The following is a 19,486-nucleotide window of genomic DNA, read 5'->3' as shown; positions in this document are numbered from 1 at the left end:
CATACCCCGATCTCCGTCGGAGCCAAACCCGCGGTTTCAGCACCTCCTGCTCTGCCGTGACTCCTCGGCCCTGGTGCCCGGGACGGTGCGGTTGGATCACGCATCCATCGATCGTTGTGGATGTCGAGGCGGTCGCACAGCTGCGCTCGGCGAGACCGGCAGGCCACGCCGAGTTGGCCAAGCTATACGACACGCAGGGCGAGTATCACGATCTCATCCCAAACCCTCCCGCCGGAGAACACGTGCCGATCCTCCTCCACCGTTTTGACGATCTCGGAGGGAGACTGCGTCACGCAGCGTGCCAGCACGTCGGCCAGCCTGGTCTCGCCGTAGGACTCGCCGAGCTCGTTCTGTGAGGCGACCAGACCGTCGGAGTAGAAGACCAGGGTCTGGCCGGAGGCCGGCGTGAGCTCCTCGGTGAACATCTCGGCCTCGGGGGCGATGCCCAGCGGTACGCCGCCTCCCGCGGTGAACCGCACCCCGCCGTCGGGCTGCAACAGTGCGGCGGGGTGGTGTCCCGCGCTGGCCAGCCTGATCTTGCGTGCCCGGATGAAGCCGGTCACGGCCATCACGAACATGCCGTTGTGCTGGGCGATCAGGGCCTGGTTCAGCTTGCGCATCACCTCACCCGGGTCGGACTCCCAGACGCTGAGCACGCGCAGGCCGTTGCGGACCATGGCGCTGACCGACGCGGCCTCCTCGCCCTTGCCCACGGCGCCGCCGAGGGCGAAGCCCCATCCCTCGTCCGTGGGGAAGACGTCGTAGAACTCGGCGCCGACCGGGCTGGAGCCCGCGTTGTAGATGGCGGCGGCCTCGAATCCGGGGATGTCCGGCAGGCTTCGGGGCACCACGCTGGTGCGCAGCGCGTCGGCGGCCCGCGAGCGGGTCTGGAAGCTACGCCGGGCGCGCAGCGCGAGCCCCAGATGGACGCCGATCTCCTCCAGCAACCCCAGATCGGCCAGTGAGAACGGCTCACGGTCGCGCAGGCGGACCAGGGTCAGGGCGCCCAGCACGCCGTCCGCGCCGCCGATCGGCACGATCAGCACCGAGGCGGCGCCCATCACCCGCAGCAGGGACGGCCCGCCGGGGACGTCACCGAGCAGCCCCTCGTCCTCCAGCATCTCGTGCACCATGCCCGAGCCGCCGGTCAGCACGTGCGCGACGGCCGGTGCGGTCAGCGGGTTCATCTGTTCGGCGAGGCGGACCAGCTGGGTCACCGGCTTGTCGCTCGGGCCGAGCACGCAGGCCCGGACGGGCACGTCGTCACGGACCACGTCGGCGATCACCCAGTCGGCCGACTCGGAGGCCAGCAGCCGCGCGGCCCTGGTGACGGTCACCGGCTGGCGCAGGCTCTCCTCATCGAGCAGCAGGCGGGTCATCCTGGCCAGCAGCTCCTGCCGGCGCGCCGCGGCCATGACCAGGGTGGCGTCCGACCGGTCGGCGGGGCCCTGGGGCGGCCCCGCCACCTGCGCCTCCAGCGGTAGGATCACGACCGCGACCATCTCCTGCGGCTCGCCCGGCATCGTCAGCCGGGTGACGGCCAGTTGCACCGTGTGCGCGCGGCCCTGGTGGGCCAGCCGCGTCTGGAACGTCGCGGTCTGACCGCCCTGCTGGACCGCCGTCAGGTGCGAGCGGAACGCCGCCCGGCGAGAGACGTCGACGAACAGCGGGAACGAGCGGCCGATCAGATATCCCGCCGGGCTGCCGAGCATCCGGGATGTCTCGGCGCTGACCCGCCGCACCACCCCCGAGGTGTCCAGCACCACCACGGGGACGGGGAAGGTACGGAACACCTGCCGCAGTAGTTTGAGTTCCCGCTGAGCCCCGTTCTCCCGCTGACCCGACCGCTTGGGCGCCTTGCGCAGCTCGCGCACGGAGGTCTCCAGCAGCTCGCGGGCGGTGTCGAGCTCCGCGAGCGCCGCGTCAAGCGTGGACCGGGGGTCGGCGGGGTAGGCGGACTTCGCCTCGCGCAGGGAGGAGACCCTGGCGCTCAGCGCGCTCAGCGCCTGCTCCAGGCTCTGAAGGCCAATGGCGTCGGTCAATGCTCGTCCTCGTCCGGGGCCGGAGTGGGCTGGTCCCGTCGTAGACGGTACGCCACCAGGTAGGTCGAATCGATGCGTGGTCGGATAGTGGTTAAGTTAGCGACACAGGGAAGGGGAGTTGAGATGGACATGGTCACTCCCGTTCTGGCTCGGGATCTCGCGGTCCTCGGCAGGGTCAGCGAGGAAACGTCGAGCGAGGGCGTGCTGCGCGGGCTCACAGCCACCCTCGCAGGTGGTGTGCCCGGTTGCGCGGGCGGGTCCGCCGAACTCTGGCGCCAGGAACGCATGGTCGTCTCAGCCTCGCACAGCGAGCTCATCGTGCTCCTCGACAGCGAGGGGGAGTTCGGTGAGGGGCCTTCGATCGAGGCCCGTGCCACCGGACGTCACGTGGTCGTCCAGGACGTCCTGCACGAGTCGCGCTGGCCGGCGTACGTCGGCATGGCGGTCCGCTGCGGTGTCCGCTCGGTTCTGGTGATGCCGATCACCGTCGAGCACGCCGTCCTGGTCCTCGGCCTGTACGGCGTACGGCCCGGCGTCTTCGCCGCCAGGAACGTCCCACCGCTGGCCGACATGCTCGCCGAGCAGGTGGGGGTGGCGCTCGCCAACATGTGGGACTACGACGAGGTCCGTACCGATGCCGCCCAGATGCAGGAGGCCCTGGCGGGCCGGGCGATCATCGACCAGGCCAAGGGCATCATCATGAAGTCCAGCGGCTGCTCGGCCGAGGCCGCCTTCGACGAGCTGCGTCGCATCTCCCAGCATCACCAGGTGAAGGTCGCGGACCTGGCCAGGTTGCTGGTCGACGAGCACCAGCGCAACGAGGGAAACCGATGATCCGTCGACGGAGTGGGGGAGTGGGTGGCTGATCTTCTGCGTGTCTCTGTCGCCGAACTGGCGGACGGCGCCGCCGACGGACCGTTGCTCGACATGTCCGCAGGGGTGTGCGAGCCGATCGTGGGGGTGGAACTGGACGGCGGCGCCGACGCGGCGACGCTGGGCCGGGCGGTGACGCGCGCACGCGCCTGCGACCGGCTGCTGATCGGGATCGCCGGAAAGCCGCTGCCCGAACAGGCGGTTGATCTGACGCGCGCACTGGATCTGACCCTTGTCGGGCCGGCCGTGCCGGCCGGGTACGAGTGCGTCGCCGTTCCCGATCCCGAGGAGCGGCTCATGGCCGTGCACGGCGCGGCGCTGCGCAATCCGCAGGCCTCCGTGGTTTTCGGCGCCGTTCTCAGGATGACGGAGGCGCTGGAGGTCACCACCGCGTTGGACGTCGAATCCCTTGCCTACTCGACTCTGCTCGGTGGCCCCGAGTTCCGTCGCTGGCTCGATGGCCGCCGTCGCCGGCCGGTGCCCGCGGCGCCGGCACCACCGGTGCTGGTCGACCGGGTCGACGACCACCTGCTGATCACGTTGAACAGACCGGAGCGGCGGAACGCCTACGGGCGTGAGGTTCGTGACGCCCTGGTCGAGGCCATGCGCCTAGCGGTGCTCGACGACACCGTTACCCGGGTGGTGATCGACGGTGCCGGGCCGTCCTTCTGCTCCGGCGGCGACCTCGACGAGTTCGGCACCACTCCTGATCTTGTCACCGCCCATCTGGTCCGCACCCGCGGCGGTGCCGGGAGGTTCATCCACGAGCTCGCGGACCGGGTCGAGGTGCGCGTGCACGGTAGCTGCGTCGGCGCCGGGATCGAGCTTCCGGCCTTCGCCGGAACCGTGATCGCCGATCCCGGGGCCACCTTCCGCCTGCCGGAAATCGGCATGGGGCTGATCCCCGGCGCGGGCGGCACCGTCGGCATCCCCCGGCGTGTCGGCCGCTGGCGCACCCTCTACCTCGCCATGACCGGTGAGCGCCTCGACGCGCCGACCGCTCTGTCCTGGGGGCTGGTCGACGACGTGATGCCGTCAGGGTGATCAGACGGGCCACCCGGCCCTGCCCGCGCGTCTGGAACGCGTCCGGCGCGCGGGCCGCCCTAGCCGCAGGCGGCGATCGCGTCGTCGATCGTGTCGTACAGAGGCAGCCGCTGGGCCAGACCGGTGATCCACATCACCTTGGTCTTGGCGTACTCCACTCCGATGAGGGCGAACTTGGCGTCGGCGGTGGTGCTGGCCTGCCACTGATGGACGATCAGCCCCAACGCCCGCGAGTCCATGAAGGTCACCCCACCCAGATCCAGTGCCATGTCCAGGCCGTGCTCGCTCGTCTCCGCCGCCAGGTAGTCGGCGAACTGGTCCCGCGTCGTCGCGTCCAGCAGGCCCGTCACCCGGATCACGTTGATCCCACTGACGAGCGCCGACGTGAGAGTCAGGGCTGCAGATCTCTCACCGTTCTCCGACACCGTCACCCAGAGCCTCCTCGCACCATTCGATTAGCAACCTTACTGTTACCTGGAGGCGAGTAATACTCCCGGATTCAGGGGAATGGTGGAACCAGAGGTCCAGCAGAGGGCCCGCCTTGAAAATTGGTCGAGGCGATGCCGTCTGCCCGGATGTTGCTCCGTGGTCGGCTCGCTCGACGGTAATACCAGGGAGCAGCAATGTCTGTTCAGGCACTCGAGATCACCGACACGACCGCCGAGGACCTCCTTGCCGAGATGTCCCTGCCTGAGGTCTCCGAGCACCGCGCCGAGCGCCTGCGCGAGCGCATCGTCGAGATGCACCGCCACCTCGCCATGGAGATCGCTCGCCGCTACCGTTACCGCGGCGAACCGCTGGAGGATCTCCTGCAGGCCGCGTACGTGGGGCTGATGAAGGCCATCAACGGCTTCGACCCGACCCTCGGGCACCCCTTCCGCGGCTACGCCGTGGTCACCATGACCGGTGAGGTCAAGCGCCACTTCCGCGACCGCACCTGGGCCATCCGCGTCCCCCGCGTCTACCAGGAGCGCAGGGCCGAGCTGAACCGCCTGGTCGCCGACCTCAGCCAGGAGTTCGGCCGTGTCCCCACGGTCGCCGAGCTGGCTGTGAGGATGCGCATCTCCGAAGAGGATGTCCTGCTCACCCTCGATGCCTCCGCCGCCTACAGCGCGCTCTCGCTGGACGCCCCTCTCGGCGCCGACGACGACGCAGCGGCACTGGGCGACGTCATCCCCGAGGAGGACGACGCGCTGGGCACACTCGTGGACCGCGAGGCGGTCAAGCCACTGATCGACAAGCTGCCGGTGCGCGAGAAGAACATCCTGCTGCTGCGCTTCTTCGGCAACATGACCCAGGCCGAGATCGCCGCGGAATTCGGGATCTCCCAGATGCACGTCTCCCGTATCCTGCGGAAGGTGCTCGACCAGCTCCGTGCGGAACTTGTCGCCGAATGCTGAATACACAGTCCGGTACCGGGCACCTCAGTCGGCGACAACGGATGTGGCGTCAGGTGCGTTTGATTGAATCCCGGACGCTGAGGACGACAGCGAAGCCGGGCAGGGGAGGCGGATCTCGGGTGAACGAGGACGGTGTTCGTCCGGCACGCTTCACGGCGAGTGGCGCCCGTTCCCGGACATCCCCCGCGAGGGCCGCCGTCGCCGAACTCGCCTTCTGCCTTCCCGACCTTCCCGACGTGCGCGACTTCGCCGCCGCCCAGGCGGTGCGGAGCGGCATGTCGCAGGAGGGACTCGCCGATTTCCTGGTGGCGCTGAACGAGGTGGCCACCAACGCCGTCACCCACGGCCACACCAGCGCCAAGGCCGTGCTGCGGATGTGGATCGTCGGCCGGACCCTCGTCGTGGAGATCCACGACGAGGGTCGCTGGGACCCGGGGCCGGCTCCGGGGGAGACGCCCCCCGGGCCTCACGCGACCAGCGGTATGGGCCTGTGGGTGGCCCGGATGGTCAGCTCCGACATCAAGTTCGAGACCGGGGCCGCGGGTACGTTCATCACCATGTCGTTCAAGGTCTAGCCGTACTGACCGCAGAGGTTGAGGACGCGGGCGACACGAGCTCGACGGCTGACGCTCCGAGCCGTTTTTCGAGGTTCGAACGGGAAGGGGCCCGTCCATGTGGACGGGCCCCTTCCCGTTCGACAGCCGTACCTCCGAAAGGTCAGCGCCTGCGGCGCCAGCCTCCGCCCCCGGTGGTGGTCCGAGGGCCGGCCGAGCCGATCCCGGCCTGGTGCAGAGCGAGGAGCAGGAGTCCGAGGAGCAGGAAGGCGGTCCCACTGATCCCGCCGATCCTGGTGTTGATCAGGTCGAGCAGGAGTCCGTGCCCTCTCCCAGCACGTCGCCCCGCAGGTCGTCCGCGGCGCTCCCGGGGAGGCCGGGGAGGCCGGGGGGCACCGGGGTGCCGCGCGAGGCGTCACCGTGGTGTGGCTCCTGGAACCCGGGCGCCACGTCCTCGGTGTGCCGGGGTGCGTTCGGGTCGTTCTCGTCGGCCTTGTGGACCAGCCGGTCGTTGTCCGGGTTGAATCGATTGTTCACGTCGGGTCACCGTCCTTGGGGATCGCGTCGGTGGGCTCGCTCGTTGCCGTCTGTGGTCTCGGGGGCTGCGGCACCCGTCTGCCGGGGATCACGGTGATGGAGGTCGCGGTCGGCGAGATCGGCCTGCCTCCGGTCGGAGGGGGCAGCGTGCCGGGGATTCCGCTCACCGTTGACCTTGCTCCCGGGAGCCGCGAGCAGCTCCTCGAACAGGGCGCGGTAGTGCACCATGGCCTGCCGGAGCTCCTCGGTGGAGGCCTCCTTGTGAGCGGCCCTGGTGCTGATCTCGTGGGCCTGCCGGTAGTGGTCGAGAGTGCGGCCGTGCGCGACGGACAGGTCGGAGAGCCGCTGCTCGAAGTCCTCGGTCGGGTAGCCCCGCTCGGCCATCACGGAGGTCACCAGATGATCGGCCTCTGTCACCGCGAAGCCGGGAGCGTCCACAAAACGCTCCTGGACCTCCATCCACTTCTTCGCGTAGATCTCACGTGTCTGAGCGTCCAGAGTGCGGATGTCGAGGGAGCTGAAGCGCTGCTCGCGGGCTCTGAGCTCCTGCTCGGCGTCGCGCCTGCTGTCACGCTCCTGCAGGGTACGTTCGTATTCGGGGCCGAAGCGGTCACGAAGTCGGTGCCGGCGTTGCTGCTGCAGTACGAGATAGCCGACTGCGACGATCGCCACCACCGCGACCACGACGACGGCCACCCAGATCACGGTGGACATGTCTGCCTCCGGTTGTGTAGGCGTTTGTCCCCGTGCGCTGCCCTGGGGTCAGGCCTCGAAACCGGCTGCCGACTTTTATGGTCGTCCCGCTACTCGGTCTGGATTTGATGTTTTAGCAGGCCATGTTGGGTGTTAGACGTTCTTTTGCCACGTTTTCGAATGCGGTTCCCGGCTCCGGCGGCCGCGGGGGAATTCCCGTGGCAGGGGCCCCGGATCCGATCTTCGGCCTCCATCTCCGATCTCCGATCCCCGATCTACCGGGATGCGGGCCGGTGGCCGGCCCCAGGCTCGGAGATGAGGGCTGCCCCTCATTCAGGCCGTTCGCCTTGCTCCTCGGCGGGATCGAGAGCCCTGCGGGCCTCGGCCAGCACCCTGGCGGCCAGCCAGTCCTCCGCGGAGGCGGGAACCTCGGTGAACCCCCTGCCGGACTCGTACGAGATGTCCAGCCCGGCGGAGACCAGCCGCCCGGCCCAGCGCAGCGCCGTGTTCAGCTTCTCGGCGGGGATCGCCCGACCCTGGGCCACGGCCGACAGGTTCCGCAGGTTCGTCGCGGGCCCCGACTGGTTGTGTGTGCGGTCCAGCTTCCACGGGATGGCCCGGGAGTGATCGAGCATCGGCTTCGAGAGCCCGGCGGCCCGTTTCGCCTGCAGGATCCCGGACTCGCTCACCCCAAACCGCGCCGCCAGCTCCGCGTTCGACAACCCCCGCCCGGCCAGCCGCCGCAGCTCCTCCTGGTCGATCAACGCCTTGCGTCCCACGTACCCCTCGCCTTTCACCCGATCGCCTGCCCACGCGGGCGTCGCCGTGTGCGAAGCCTGCCCGATCTGCGCTAAGGTTATGACGTCCACCCCGAGAGGGCGCGGACAACCGGGACGTAGCGCAGCTTGGTAGCGCACTTGACTGGGGGTCAAGGGGTCGCAGGTTCAAATCCTGTCGTCCCGACCAGGTTTCAGCTGGTCGGCAAGGGTGTCACCCGAAAGGGAGACACCCTTTCTGCATTCTGAGTGATCAACTGAGTGACTATCGCTCCCGTCACGTGAAGATCCGGTCCATCGCCTCCGCGCCGCCGAGCAGGACCGGGCGGATCTGCTTTCGATAGACCGCCTCCGTCACGGCGTCTCCGCTGAGGTAGCGCCCGGGTGAGGTGCCGACGGTACGACGGAACGCCGCGAGGAAAGCGCTCGGGGTCGCGTACCCCACGGCGTGCGCGGCTTGCGACACCGTCCGGCCTTCGGCGAGGAGAGGCAGGGCGGCCCGCAGCCGCATGTGGGTGCGCCAGCGGTCGAAGCTCATGCCCGTGTCGCGGACGAACAGCCGGGTCAGGGTGCGTCGGCTCACCCCGAGGGAGCGTGCGTGGGCGTCAAGGCTCCGGGAGTCGGAGGGGTCGGCGAGCAGGGCGTCGGCCACGGCGCGTACGCGTTCGTCCACGGGAAGCGGGACATCGATCGGCAGGGTCGGCAAAGGGTGCAACAGGTCCAGCACCACCGCCTCGGCCCGCAGTCGCGCGTCATCGGCGAGGTCCTCACGGGCGAAGGGTGTGTCCTCATGACGATATTGTGTGGCCCCATCGCGGATTGTGGCCAGTTTCGCCGGCGCATAGCGTCGTCGAGTGCTGATCAATCCTTTTCCTCACCGCCGAACGAATGTGCCGCCCTCGCCGACGGGACGCCTGTCATGACGCCGGTGTCTCCCGCGGTCACCGGCCGCCGCCGGGCGGCGCTGGTCGTGCTGTGCTTCGTGCAGTTCATGCTGGTCCTGGACGACACCGTGGTGAGCGTCGCCCTCCCCAGCCTCCGCGACGACCTGGGTTTCAGCGGCCCGGGGCTGGCCTGGGTCGTCAACGCGTACTTCCTGGCCTTTGGCGGGCTGTTGTTGCCGGCCGCGTGGCCGACCTGCTGGGACGGCGCCGCGTCTTCCTCATCGGGGTGGCGCTGTTCGGCATGGCGAGTCTCGCCTGCGGGCTCGCCCAGCAGCCCTGGCAGCTCGTGGCCGGGCGGTTCACCCAGGGCGCGGGCGCGGCCATGGCCAGCCCCGCCGCACTGTCCGTGATCACCCTGTTGTTCCCCGGCACCGAGGAACGCACCAGAGCACTGGGCATCTGGGGCGCCATCGCGGCCCTGCTCCTGGCCGCCGTCCTGGCCGCCGGGTTCCTCGTGGTGGAGCCACGGACGGCCGAGCCGCTGGTGCCGATGTCGTTTCTGTCCGATCGGACGCGTGCCGTCGCCAACGGCGCGACCCTGCTGTTCTCCGTGGCCATGTACGCGATGGCCTTCCTGCTGATGATCCACCTGCAGACCGTGCTCGGATACGGTCCGCTTCAGGCCGGCGTCGCCTACCTGCCCTACGGCGCCGGAATCCTGTTGGGCATGCGGTTGTCCACCCGCGCGATGACGAGGGTCGGAGTGCGCTGGACGCTGGTCCTGTCATTCCTGATCGGCTCGGCTGGGCTGCTGCTGCTGTCCGGCGTGGTGGCGGGTGACTCGTACGCGGCGGGCGTGTTGCCGGGCATGCTCGTCACGAGCCTGGGATGCGGGCTGGGCCTGTCGGTCTTGACAGTGGCCGCGCTCACCGTCGCCGCCGCCCTCCTCGCCCTCGGCGCCGTCCTCATCGCCGCCCTGCTCCGAACCCGCCGCTCGGGCTCCGCGTCCGATGGATACTTAAGTACGTCCCCTTGACCGCCGGCGGCCGACTTTGGTCACCGCACTACCCTCCTAAGCCTGATTCCGCGCCGGGCATCACCTGCCTACCGTGGAGCCATGACCTCCACCAACCCGAAGTCCCCCCTGGCGACCCTGTCGGGTCTGCTCTGCTTCATCCTTGTCGCCGGCGGCGGGAGCGGTCTTCTGCACGAGTGGTTCGGCTGGATCCATTTCATGGGCTTCCTCCGGTTCCTCGCCCCCGAAGGCTACGAGATCTACAGCTACGTCTTAATGATCGTCTTCGGCTTCGCGATAGGCGCGGCCGGCAACGCGCTCACCCGACGAGGCCGCAGATGAACCACTCCGGGCGACTGTCCCGGGCTCGGGAACAACGGCGCAGGAAGCGACGGATACGCGGGTCAGCGGTCCGTCCTAGGCCACTCGCCGAGTTCGTCCGACGCTGCTTGTAGCGTCTGCGTGTGACCGAGGAAGAGTGGGCCGAGCATCGGCCGGCGGTGTTCGGGGCGGCCTATCGGCTGCTCGGCAGTGTCGGTGACGCCGAGGACGTGGCGCAGGACGTCTGGCTGCGCGCGGCCGGTGCCGACCTGTCCGGGGTGGAGAATCCGCGGGCCTGGCTGGTGACGGTCGCCGCCCGCAGGTCCTACGACATCCTCCGGTCGGCCCGGGTGCGGCGTGAGACGTACGTCGGTCCGTGGCTGCCTGAGCCGTTGCTGACCGGTCCGGACGCCGCCGAGCCGGTGCTCGTCGACGAGTCGGTGAGCATGGCGATGCTCGTCGTCATGGATCGGCTCACGCCGCCCGAGCGAGTCGCGTTCGTGCTGCATGACGTCTTCGAGGTGCCCTTCGATCGCATCGCCCGGGTGCTCGGCGTCACTCCCGCCGCCGGCCGTCAACTCGCCTCGCGGGCGCGGCGCCGGGTGGCCGCGACGAAGCAGCAGCCACGCGCGAGTCGCCCGGAGCGCGAGCGGGTGCTCGCGGCGTTCCGCGCCGCGTACGAGGCGAGCGACCTGAAGGCCCTGGTCGAGCTCCTGCATCCCGACGCGGTGTACGTCACCGACGGCGGCGGCAAGGTCTTCGCCGCGCGCAAGGTCATTTCCGGTGGTGAGCGGATCGCCACGGTGCTGTCCCGGGTGGCCGGGCGATGGGGGCTCTTCCCGCTCGTTCCCCGCGAGGTGGGCGGGGAGCTCGCGCTGGTGGCGTACCGAGACAAGCGGATCGTCCTGGTCGACACCTTCGACGTCGCGGCCGACGGCCGGATCCTGGCGATCCGGCGGGTGCTCAATCCGGACAAGCTCTCGTATATCGACCCGGCGCGCTGACTCTTCGGGAATCTTTCTGGCAAAAGCCGTCACAGCGGCGGGTGCCATCTCGTCTCCCTGGTGAGAACCGGGAGAGAGACCGAGAAAGGTGGGAGCACGATGTCACGCTTGAACATCGCCGAGGTGGCGCCCGAAATGTACAAGACGTTCATCCAGGCCGAGCAGGTGATCTCGAAGGGGCCGCTGGATCCCGCGATCCGCGAGCTCGTCAAGATCCGTAGCTCGCAGATCAACGGCTGCCTCTTCTGCATCGACATGCACGTCCACGAGGCGCTGCGACTCGGCGAGAAGCAGGATCGGATCTACCAGCTGTCCGCGTGGCGGGAGTCGGAGCTGTACACCGATGCCGAGCGAGTCGCGCTGGCCTACGCCGAGGCTGTCACGGAGCGGCCCGACGGCGTGTCGGATGAGGTCTGGGGCGCGGTGGCCGCCGCGTTCAAGCCGGAGGAGGCCGCGTACCTGGTCGCCCAGGTGGCGCAGATCAACCTGTGGAACCGCATCGCGTCGCCCATGCACACGCGCCCGCCGAAGCGGGGCTGACGGGCGCGCGATCCAGCCCGAGGGCGTGATCGACGGGGATCGCAGCTCGGACCGGTGGGGTCGGGGGAACGGATGGAACGACGCGACTCAGGGCACGTTTCCCGACACGCTGACCGTCGACTTCGCCGCGTCGGCGCCGGTAGGGCGGGTCGACCTGTACACCATCGACTCCGCGGCGTACCTCGCGAAGAACCGGGGCATCCGTGATGCCGACGTGCAGTTGCCGGTCGGCGACGAGTGGCGCACGGTCGCCGAGATCCGCGGCAACACCGAAGGCCTGGTGCGCCGGACTTTCGAGCCGGTCACCGCAAGCGCGCTGCGCGTGGTGGTGCGGTCCGCGAACGACGGCGCCTATTCCCGGATCGTCGAACTGGAGGCACACCCGCGATGACACCTCGTACCGGACGCGGCGCCGGTCGCTCGCGGTGGCCGTGCTTTCGCGGGGCCTGCCCGGACACCCTCGCCGACTCCCCTGAGGTCTTCACGTAGGCGGTGACCCCGCCGACCACCCGATTCGTCGACGTCGCTCCCACTGAGCGGGAGGCACACCGCCGCCGGTGTCCCGCGACTGGAATCTTTGATTGCGGGCGCCCCGCCGATCCGGGTGCGGCGCGGCGTGATCTCAGGAGGATGTGGATGCTGGAACCGGCACAACGCGTGTCCGCGGCCGACCGGTTGTGGGCGGCGGAGCGGGACAGGGAGCCGATCGCGCCGCTGACGGAGTCCTTCCCGGACATCGACGTCATCGACGCGTACGAGATCCAGCTCATCAACATAGGCCGGCGGCTCGTCGCGGGCGCCCGGGTGCGCGGGCACAAGGTGGGCCTGTCCTCTCTGGTGATGCAGCAGATGATGGGCGTCGACGAGCCCGACTACGGGCACCTGCTCGACGACATGGTGCTGTCGGAGGACACCCCCATCACGACCTCCGCGTACTGCTACCCGAGGATCGAGGTCGAGATCGGGTACGTGCTCGGATCGAGCCTGCCCGGTGAGGGGTGCACCGAGGAGGACGTGCTCGCCGCGACGGAGTACATCGTGCCGAGCATCGAGCTCATCGACAGCCGGATCAGGGACTGGAAGATCGGCCTGGCGGACACGATCGCGGACAACGCGTCCTCGGCGGGGGTGCTGCTCGGTGCCGCCCGGGTGAGCCCGGCGGAGCTGGACCTGGCCGCCATCGAGGCCGTTCTCTACTCGGGTGACACCGAGGTGGCACGCGGTGACACCGGCGCGGTTCTGGGCAACCCGACCACCGCCGTGGCCTGGCTGGCCAGGAAGGTCGCCGGGTTCGGGGTGAAGCTCGAGGCGGGGCACGTCATCCTGCCCGGGTCCTGCACCCGCGCCGTCGACGTGCGCCCCGGCGACACCTTCCGCGCCGAGTTCGCCGGACTCGGCTCCGTGACCGCTCGATTCGAATGAGGGTGAGACAGTGACCAAGGCGACCGCAGCGATCGTCGGTTCGGGCAACATCGGGGCCGACCTGATGTACAAGTTGCTCAGATCCGAGCTGATCGAGCCTCGATGGATGATCGGCGTCGACCCGGACAGCCCCGGCCTGAAACGGGCGGAAGCGCACGGCCTGGCCGTCTCCGCCGAGGGGGTCGACCCGTTGCTCGCCCAGGGCGAGCGCCCAGACCTCGTCTTCGAGGCCACTTCGGCGTACGTGCACCGGGAGAACGCGCCGAAGTACGCCGCACTCGGCATCCAGGCCGTCGACCTGACCCCGGCCGCGCTCGGTCCGGCGGTGGTGCCGGCGGTCAACCTCGGCGCGCACCTCGACGCGCCCAACGTCAGCCTGATCACCTGCGGTGGGCAGGCCACCATCCCGATCGTGCACGCCGTCTCCCGGGTCACCGAGGTCTCCTACGCCGAGATCGTCGCCAGCGTCGCCTCTCCATCGGCGGGCCCCGGCACGCGGGCGAACATCGACGAGTTCACCAAGACCACCAGCCGTGGCATCGAGACGATCGGCGGCGCCGCGCGCGGCAAGGCGATCATCATCCTGAACCCGGCCGAGCCGCCGATGCTCATGCAGGACACGGTGTTCTGCGCGATCCACGAGGAGGCCGACCGGGACGCGGTCGCCGCCTCGATCGCGGACATGATCGCCAGTGTCGCGTCGTACGTGCCCGGCTACCGGCTGCGCGCCGAGCCGCAGTTCGACGACCCCACGCCGGTGAGCGGCGGCCTCGCCCGGGTGGCGGTCTTCATCGAGGTCGAGGGGGCGGGGGACTTCCTGCCGCCGTACTCCGGGAACCTCGACATCATGACGGCCGCCGCCACCAAGGTCGGCGAGGGCTTCGCGCAGCGCATCGTCTCCGCGCGCCTGCCCTCCTAACCCCTCCTCGTCACAAGGAGATCCATCCATGCCCTACAACACCGACCTCGACATCAGAGTCACCGACTCGTCGCTGCGCGACGGCTCCCACGCCAAGCAGCACCAGTTCACCGTCGAGCACGTCCGCTCCATCGTGGGCGCCCTCGACGACGCGGGCGTGCCGGTCATCGAGGTCACCCACGGCGACGGCCTCGGCGGCTCGTCGTTCAACTACGGGTTCAGTCACACGCCCGAGCAGGAGCTGATCAAGGCCGCGGTCCAGACCGCTAAGCAGGCCAAGATCGCTTTCCTCATGCTGCCCGGCCTGGGCGTCCAGGACGACATCCGCGAGGCAGCCGCGAACGGCGCGAGCATCTGCCGGATCGCCACCCACTGCACCGAGGCCGACATCTCCGTGCAGCACTTCGGGCTGGCCAGGGATCTCGGCCTGGAGACCGTCGGTTTCCTGATGATGGCGCACAGCCAGCCGCCCGAGGTGCTCGCCGGGCAGGCGCGGATCATGGCCGACGCCGGCTGCCAGTGCGTGTACGTCGTCGACTCCGCCGGCGCGCTGATCATGGAGCAGACGGCCGACCGGATCTCCGCCCTGGTGGCCGAACTCGGATCGGACGCCCAGGTCGGCTTCCATGGCCACGAGAACCTCGGCCTCGGCGTCGCCAACTCCGTGCTCGCCGTACGCGCGGGAGCCCTCCAGATCGACGGCTCGACCCGCAGGTTCGGCGCGGGCGCTGGCAACACCCCGGTCGAGGGGTTCGTCGCCGTCGCGGAGAAGCTCGGCATCCGCACCGGCATCGACACCCTGAAGATCATCGACGCGGCCGAGGACGTGGTCCGTCCGATCATGGATGACGAGTGCCTGCTCAACCGGCTCTCGCTCACCATGGGCTACGCCGGCGTCTACTCAAGCTTCCTCAAGCACGCCGACCGCCAGGCCAGGAAGTACGGCGTCTCCGGCGCCGAGATCCTCATCGAGGCCGGGCGCCGCAAGCTCGTCGGCGGGCAGGAAGACCAGCTCATCGAAATCGCCGTCGCACTCGCGGGAAAGCGGGAACGGTCATGACCGGCCGGATACTCCACTGCCCGGGTGGTCAGGGCACCGCCTACCTGAGCGGGGGAGAAAGCCGCGCCTGATGGGGCAGACGGTGCCGCCGTGTTCCGGTCAGCGGTGCCGCTGCCGGTTGTCCTGGCGATCACGGCGGTGCCGCCGCCGACCGTGGCCCTCGTCGGCTCCGGCCTCCAGGGCCGGAGCCGGCGGTCGTCTCCCGGGTGGGCCACGTCGGCGGAATCCGGATGAACTCCCAGCAAATAGGGCTTTACCGAACAAGATTCGGGAAGGTAACGTCGGAGGCGTGGCTGTGCCGGGTCGGCGGGTGGCCGGGCATCCATCCGGAGGTGGCATGTCGATGCCCGAATGGGAGAACTTCTGGTTCAAAGACTACTCGCCCGTCCATTAAATCTCGGATGCGAGCTGATGGGAGCCAGGCTCGGGTTTCGGGCCGGCCGACCCCCGAAGCACGTTCCCCGCGCCTGACCCATATGCCACGCGGTGACTTGATGGAGCGGGATGGTGACCCATGGCGGGACGGATCTTCTACGGCGAGGTCACGCCGGTGGGCCGGGAGGTGGAGTTCCGCACGCTGGTGTCCGGGCTGGACAAGGCCGCGGAGGGCGGGGCACGTCTGATGCTGGTGCGGGGGCCCGCCGGCTCGGGCAAGACCGCCTTGCTGAACGCCCTTGAGCGGTATGCCCGGCGTGTCGGAGTGATGACCATGCGCGGCTCCTGCTCACCCGCCGGGGCCCGCCTGCCCTGGCGCGCCGCGGAAAGCCTGTTCGGTGGAGCGCTGTTCCACCTGGAAGGCAGCACCGTGCCGCTGTCACACCGGTTGTTCCGGCGTGTCAGCGAGGCGACCATGTCGGGGCCGGTGGCCGTCATGTTCGACGACGCGCAGTGGTGCGACGAAGAGTCGTTGACCTGGCTGGACTTCCTGATGAACCGCGGGCACCATCTGCCATTGTTCGTCCTGCTCGCCCAGCATCGCTCCGGCCTGTCGAACGGGCGGCGGGCGGTTCCCGGTGTCGCCGCGCGTGGGCACCGCATCGTCGACCTTTGGCCGCTGTCCGAGGAGGACGCGGGAAGGATGGCCCGGCGGTACTGGGACGCCGTACCGAAAGAGCCGTTCGTCCGCGTGTGCAGCAGTGCTTGCCGGGGCAATCCGGCACTGCTCGCGCGGCTGTTCAAGCGCCTGAGCAAGGAGGGCGTGCCACCTGACGCCCGGGGCGAGTTCAGGGCCGCCGAATTCGGAGCCGAGCTCTACGTCGGACATCTGCTGGCGACGCTCGACCGGCAGCCCGAGTACGTGCGCGGCGTCGTGGAGGCCTTCGCGGTGCTGGGGAACCCCGACGCGGAACTGGTGGGCATGCTGTCCGGGGTCTCCGAGCCGCTGGTAGCCGCCGCGGTCGACATCCTGCGCGATGAGAGGATCATCGACGTCGGCCTGGCCGAGCTGAACGAGGATCATGTTCGCGCCGCGGTGTTGAGCGGCAGGCCGGCCGCCACGCTCGACCGGCGGCGGGAGCTGGCCGCCAGGCTGCTCAACGACGGAGGCCGGCCGGCCGAGGAGATCAGTGCGCAACTGGCGCTGCTGCCCGGGCTTCCCGAAACCTGGATGCGGGATGTGCTCCGGGAGGGGGCACGCCGTGCCGAGCTGAACGGGGCACCGGAGGTGGCGGCGCGCTACCTGGGCCGGATGGTCGTGGCCGATCCCGCCGACATCGACGCGCAGGCCGACCTCACGCGACTGATCGGACATGACGATCCGGCGAGAGCGTACGCGATGCTCTGTGATGGCCTGCGGGAGACCGGCGACGTACGGGGGAGAGCGCGCCTGGCGATCCAGCTGGCCAGGGTCGCACCGCCCTTGGGAAGGGAACCGGAGGCGGTCTCGATATTGAACGGCATCCTGGCGGAACTCGACGGCGTGGACACCGAGGACCACGAACTGCGGGTGCCGGTCGAGTCGGCGCTGCTGCTGATCGGATGGAACCACAGGTCCACCGCCAAGATGATCTTCGAATGGGCGATGACGATGCGGACACCGGAGGTGCCCGTCGAGGGCGAACGCGAACTGCTTGCCGGGCGATCCATGATCTCCGCTATGTCCGGTTCCTCGTCCCGGACCTGCCTGGCGCTGGCCCGCCAGGCGCTCAGCGGTCCAGATGAAACCTCCTGGGACCGGGCATTCGGTGCCGCCGCGTACGTACTCTCGCTCGCTGACGAGGTTGAGGAAGCGGTGCAGGTCGTGGACCGGATGATCTCGCGTGGCGCGGAGCACGGGGACACCTGGGGCCAGGTGATGGCCCTGTCCAGGCGGTCGTGGATCCTGGGCGAGGCGGGTAACCTCGACGGGGCGCTGGTGGACGCGATCAGGGCCATGAAACTGGCGGATGGGCAGCCGTGGTCGAGAAGCGCCACGGCGCCGCGGACGGCTCTGTCGGCGGTGCTCGCCTGGCGGGGCGACCTCGGCCAAGCCGCTTCCGTGCTCGGCCAGATGACCTCGTCGGCGGTGGAGGATTCTCTCCCCGACTATCCACGGGTGCTGATGACGAGGTCGTACCTGGCGGCGTCGCGAGGTGACCACGGAGGCGCGCTGTCGTCCCTGACCGACTGTGGCGCGCTGCTCGCCGAGGTCGGCATCAGGAATCCGATGTTCGTGCCGTGGTGGCTGGAGGCGGCCTGTCTCCTTGCCGACCTGGGCCGCGGGAACGAGGCGGGGGAGTTCGCCGAGCACGGTGAGGAACTCGCCGAGGCCTGGGGGAACGCGTCCGCCCGAGGGCTCGCCCTGCTGGCGAGGGGGGCGGCCGCCGAGGGGAGCGATGGGGTGGAGACGCTCACCGAGGCGGTGGAGACACTGACGGGGACCCAGGCGCGCTGGTATCTGGTCCGGGCCGAAAGCATGCTCGGCGAGGCGCTGCTGCGGATGGACGATCGCGAGGGTGCCCGCGGGCATTTTCGCCGCGCCGTGCATTTGTCGGTGCGGTGCGGATTTCGCGGGCTGGCCGAGAAGGCCCGCGGCCGGCTCGTCGCCGCGGGCGGCCGGATGTACCGGGGGACCGGTGGAGTCAAGAACGTACTGACCACGGGAGAGAGGCGCGTCGCGGAACTCGCGGCGACCGGCGCGACCAACCAGGAGATCGCCCAGACCCTGCGCATCACGCTGCGCACTGTCGAGACCCATCTCACCAGCGTCTTTCGCAAGCTGGATGTGAGTGGCCGAGCGGATCTGGGGTGGGCACTGGAAACGCTGGGCAGAGCGGGCCGGATCACGCCGACGGTCAGATGACGCGCGGGCCGGGCCGGCTTGACCGATGTGTGATCAGAAGTTGACTCGCCGTGTCATCCACCGGGGCCGCCGGTGCGACGACAGTCGTTATACAAGGCACTTCCCCCTGCTGGGGAATTCGCAGAATACTAAGCAAACACCTAGGAATTCGGTGAGGACAATCAGCAGACCCCGCAGGGGCGACGGCCGCGCGACGAAATCGCGGGGGGTGACGGATGGCGATGATCTCAGGGGGGTGCTCATCTTCAATCATCGCACGATCTCGATGCCAGATGATCTTTCGAGAGTAGGTGAGATCCCCGCGATGTCCATCAGCAGGAGGCGACGACGGCGAGACGCCGACAAACCGAAGTACCATTCTTCCGCCTTCGGCGGCTGGGGTGACTACAGGCTCTGGGCCGAGAACCAGTTTCTGCCCAAGCCCGTGGAAGAAGTGGAAGAGGAGGACGACGACACTCAGGATGTCGAGGCGGACGACGACACACGGGATGTCGAGGCGGCCGTCGTCGACGTCGGCCGGGAAGAAGCGCACGACGACCCGGAGGAGTTCTGGGCCGATGTCGACGATCACCACGTCGGGATCTCCCCGGATACGGTGCCTCGTGTCAGCCCCGCACCGATACCGGCCCCGGACTGGCCGCCACCGTACCCCGCGCCGTACCAGCAGGACTCGCGGCCGGTCGGACCACGGCCGTACGTGCTCACCGGGGGGCGTACGAGCGGTGATGGTCTGCTGCGCATGGACTCGCTGATCTCGGTGACGCCGACGGGCATGCTGAGCGTCGACAATCCCGCGCTGTCTCCGGAGTATCGCTGGATCTGCGACATGTGCCAGGAGCCCATGGCCGTGATCGAGATCGCGGGGCGCATCAGGGCGCCGCTCGGGGTGGCCATCGTCCTGATCAGTGACGCGATCGGCTGGAACCTGCTCAGGGTGCATTCCCCCGCCGAGGTCGACGGTCAGCCGTCCATCGAGTTGATCGTGCGCGTGCACGAAGGGCTGCGCCGGCTGCGCTGATGCGAGGCGTTCGCAGGCCGATCGGGGGGGCCGCGGCGCATGCGAGGAGGGGACGTGCGGGCACCGGCCGTTCCGGGATCGGGCGGCCAAGACTAGGGGTTTTC

Annotated in this window: 20 protein-coding genes and 1 tRNA gene; 15 read left to right on the top strand and 6 right to left on the bottom strand. The window is 69.3% G+C overall.

The window, feature by feature from the left end:
* Window positions 1-182 precede the first annotated feature (182 nt).
* Window positions 183-2,042: a SpoIIE family protein phosphatase gene (locus tag OIE13_RS16845; protein WP_326638610.1), complete on the bottom strand. Its 1,860-nt coding sequence runs from the start codon at window positions 2,040-2,042 to the stop codon at window positions 183-185.
* Between the two features lie 123 nt (window positions 2,043-2,165).
* Between OIE13_RS16845 and OIE13_RS16840 the strand changes: the two genes are divergently transcribed.
* Together OIE13_RS16840 and OIE13_RS16835 are read left to right on the top strand one after the other, a co-directional pair.
* A complete protein-coding gene (locus tag OIE13_RS16840; protein ID WP_326638612.1) occupies window positions 2,166-2,876 on the top strand; it encodes an ANTAR domain-containing response regulator in 711 nt (236 codons plus the stop codon).
* 24 nt (window positions 2,877-2,900) lie between these two features.
* Window positions 2,901-3,959 (top strand): enoyl-CoA hydratase/isomerase family protein, encoded by a 1,059-nt coding sequence (locus OIE13_RS16835; protein WP_326638613.1) that lies wholly within the window; start codon window positions 2,901-2,903, stop codon window positions 3,957-3,959.
* 59 nt (window positions 3,960-4,018) lie between these two features.
* On the opposite strand, the gene OIE13_RS16830 is transcribed toward OIE13_RS16835, so the two are convergent.
* Complete coding sequence (locus tag OIE13_RS16830; RefSeq protein ID WP_326638614.1) at window positions 4,019-4,390, bottom strand: STAS domain-containing protein; 372 nt, start codon at window positions 4,388-4,390, stop codon at window positions 4,019-4,021.
* Between the two features lie 192 nt (window positions 4,391-4,582).
* On the opposite strand from OIE13_RS16830, the gene OIE13_RS16825 reads away from it, so the two are divergent.
* Complete coding sequence (locus tag OIE13_RS16825) at window positions 4,583-5,359, top strand: SigB/SigF/SigG family RNA polymerase sigma factor (RefSeq protein ID WP_326638616.1); 777 nt, start codon at window positions 4,583-4,585, stop codon at window positions 5,357-5,359.
* A 119-nt stretch (window positions 5,360-5,478) separates the two neighbouring features.
* Window positions 5,479-5,934, top strand: coding sequence for an ATP-binding protein (locus tag OIE13_RS16820; protein ID WP_326638618.1), 456 nt, complete (start codon window positions 5,479-5,481; stop codon window positions 5,932-5,934).
* 282 nt (window positions 5,935-6,216) lie between these two features.
* Here OIE13_RS16820 and OIE13_RS16815 read toward each other — a convergent pair whose 3' ends face one another.
* From OIE13_RS16815 to OIE13_RS16805, 3 genes are all read right to left on the bottom strand, one after another.
* A complete protein-coding gene (locus OIE13_RS16815; protein ID WP_326638620.1) occupies window positions 6,217-6,450 on the bottom strand; it encodes a hypothetical protein in 234 nt (77 codons plus the stop codon).
* 6 nt (window positions 6,451-6,456) lie between these two features.
* Complete coding sequence (locus OIE13_RS16810) at window positions 6,457-7,164, bottom strand: hypothetical protein (protein ID WP_326638622.1); 708 nt, start codon at window positions 7,162-7,164, stop codon at window positions 6,457-6,459.
* A 308-nt stretch (window positions 7,165-7,472) separates the two neighbouring features.
* A complete protein-coding gene (locus OIE13_RS16805; protein WP_326638624.1) occupies window positions 7,473-7,940 on the bottom strand; it encodes a hypothetical protein in 468 nt (155 codons plus the stop codon).
* A gap of 92 nt (window positions 7,941-8,032) precedes the next feature.
* On the opposite strand from OIE13_RS16805, the gene OIE13_RS16800 reads away from it, so the two are divergent.
* Window positions 8,033-8,109, top strand: a tRNA-Pro gene (locus OIE13_RS16800).
* Between the two features lie 87 nt (window positions 8,110-8,196).
* Here OIE13_RS16800 and OIE13_RS16795 read toward each other — a convergent pair.
* Entirely contained in the window at window positions 8,197-8,784 is a 588-nt protein-coding gene (locus OIE13_RS16795; protein WP_326638626.1) for a helix-turn-helix transcriptional regulator, read from the bottom strand.
* Window positions 8,785-9,047: 263 nt separating this feature from the next.
* Here OIE13_RS16795 and OIE13_RS16790 point away from each other — a divergent pair, with 263 nt between their 5' ends.
* The 10 genes from OIE13_RS16790 (at window position 9,048) to OIE13_RS16745 (ending at window position 19,382) form a co-directional block, all read left to right on the top strand.
* Window positions 9,048-9,839, top strand: a complete 792-nt coding sequence (locus OIE13_RS16790; RefSeq protein WP_326638628.1) for an MFS transporter — start codon at window positions 9,048-9,050, stop codon at window positions 9,837-9,839.
* 81 nt (window positions 9,840-9,920) lie between these two features.
* A complete protein-coding gene (locus OIE13_RS16785) occupies window positions 9,921-10,160 on the top strand; it encodes a hypothetical protein (protein ID WP_326638630.1) in 240 nt (79 codons plus the stop codon).
* Between the two features lie 122 nt (window positions 10,161-10,282).
* The gene (gene sigJ / locus OIE13_RS16780; RefSeq protein ID WP_326638631.1) at window positions 10,283-11,143 is read left to right on the top strand and encodes an RNA polymerase sigma factor SigJ; all 861 of its coding nucleotides are present in this window, start codon (window positions 10,283-10,285) and stop codon (window positions 11,141-11,143) included.
* Window positions 11,144-11,242: 99 nt separating this feature from the next.
* The gene (locus tag OIE13_RS16775; protein ID WP_326638633.1) at window positions 11,243-11,683 is read left to right on the top strand and encodes a carboxymuconolactone decarboxylase family protein; all 441 of its coding nucleotides are present in this window, start codon (window positions 11,243-11,245) and stop codon (window positions 11,681-11,683) included.
* 25 nt (window positions 11,684-11,708) lie between these two features.
* Window positions 11,709-12,074, top strand: a complete 366-nt coding sequence (locus OIE13_RS16770; protein ID WP_326638635.1) for a discoidin domain-containing protein — start codon at window positions 11,709-11,711, stop codon at window positions 12,072-12,074.
* 245 nt (window positions 12,075-12,319) lie between these two features.
* Complete coding sequence (locus OIE13_RS16765) at window positions 12,320-13,105, top strand: 2-keto-4-pentenoate hydratase (protein WP_326638637.1); 786 nt, start codon at window positions 12,320-12,322, stop codon at window positions 13,103-13,105.
* Between the two features lie 10 nt (window positions 13,106-13,115).
* The gene (locus OIE13_RS16760; RefSeq protein WP_326638638.1) at window positions 13,116-14,024 is read left to right on the top strand and encodes an acetaldehyde dehydrogenase (acetylating); all 909 of its coding nucleotides are present in this window, start codon (window positions 13,116-13,118) and stop codon (window positions 14,022-14,024) included.
* 28 nt (window positions 14,025-14,052) lie between these two features.
* Window positions 14,053-15,084 (top strand): 4-hydroxy-2-oxovalerate aldolase, encoded by a 1,032-nt coding sequence (gene dmpG / locus OIE13_RS16755; protein WP_326638640.1) that lies wholly within the window; start codon window positions 14,053-14,055, stop codon window positions 15,082-15,084.
* A 514-nt stretch (window positions 15,085-15,598) separates the two neighbouring features.
* A complete protein-coding gene (locus tag OIE13_RS16750; protein WP_326638642.1) occupies window positions 15,599-18,364 on the top strand; it encodes a BREX system ATP-binding domain-containing protein in 2,766 nt (921 codons plus the stop codon).
* Between the two features lie 304 nt (window positions 18,365-18,668).
* Entirely contained in the window at window positions 18,669-19,382 is a 714-nt protein-coding gene (locus OIE13_RS16745; RefSeq protein WP_326830216.1) for a DUF742 domain-containing protein, read from the top strand.
* Window positions 19,383-19,486 lie beyond the last annotated feature (104 nt).

The sequence above is a fragment of the Streptosporangium sp. NBC_01810 genome (assembly GCF_035917355.1).
Taxonomy (GTDB): domain Bacteria; phylum Actinomycetota; class Actinomycetes; order Streptosporangiales; family Streptosporangiaceae; genus Streptosporangium.
This window is presented reverse-complemented; position numbering and strand designations above follow the sequence as displayed.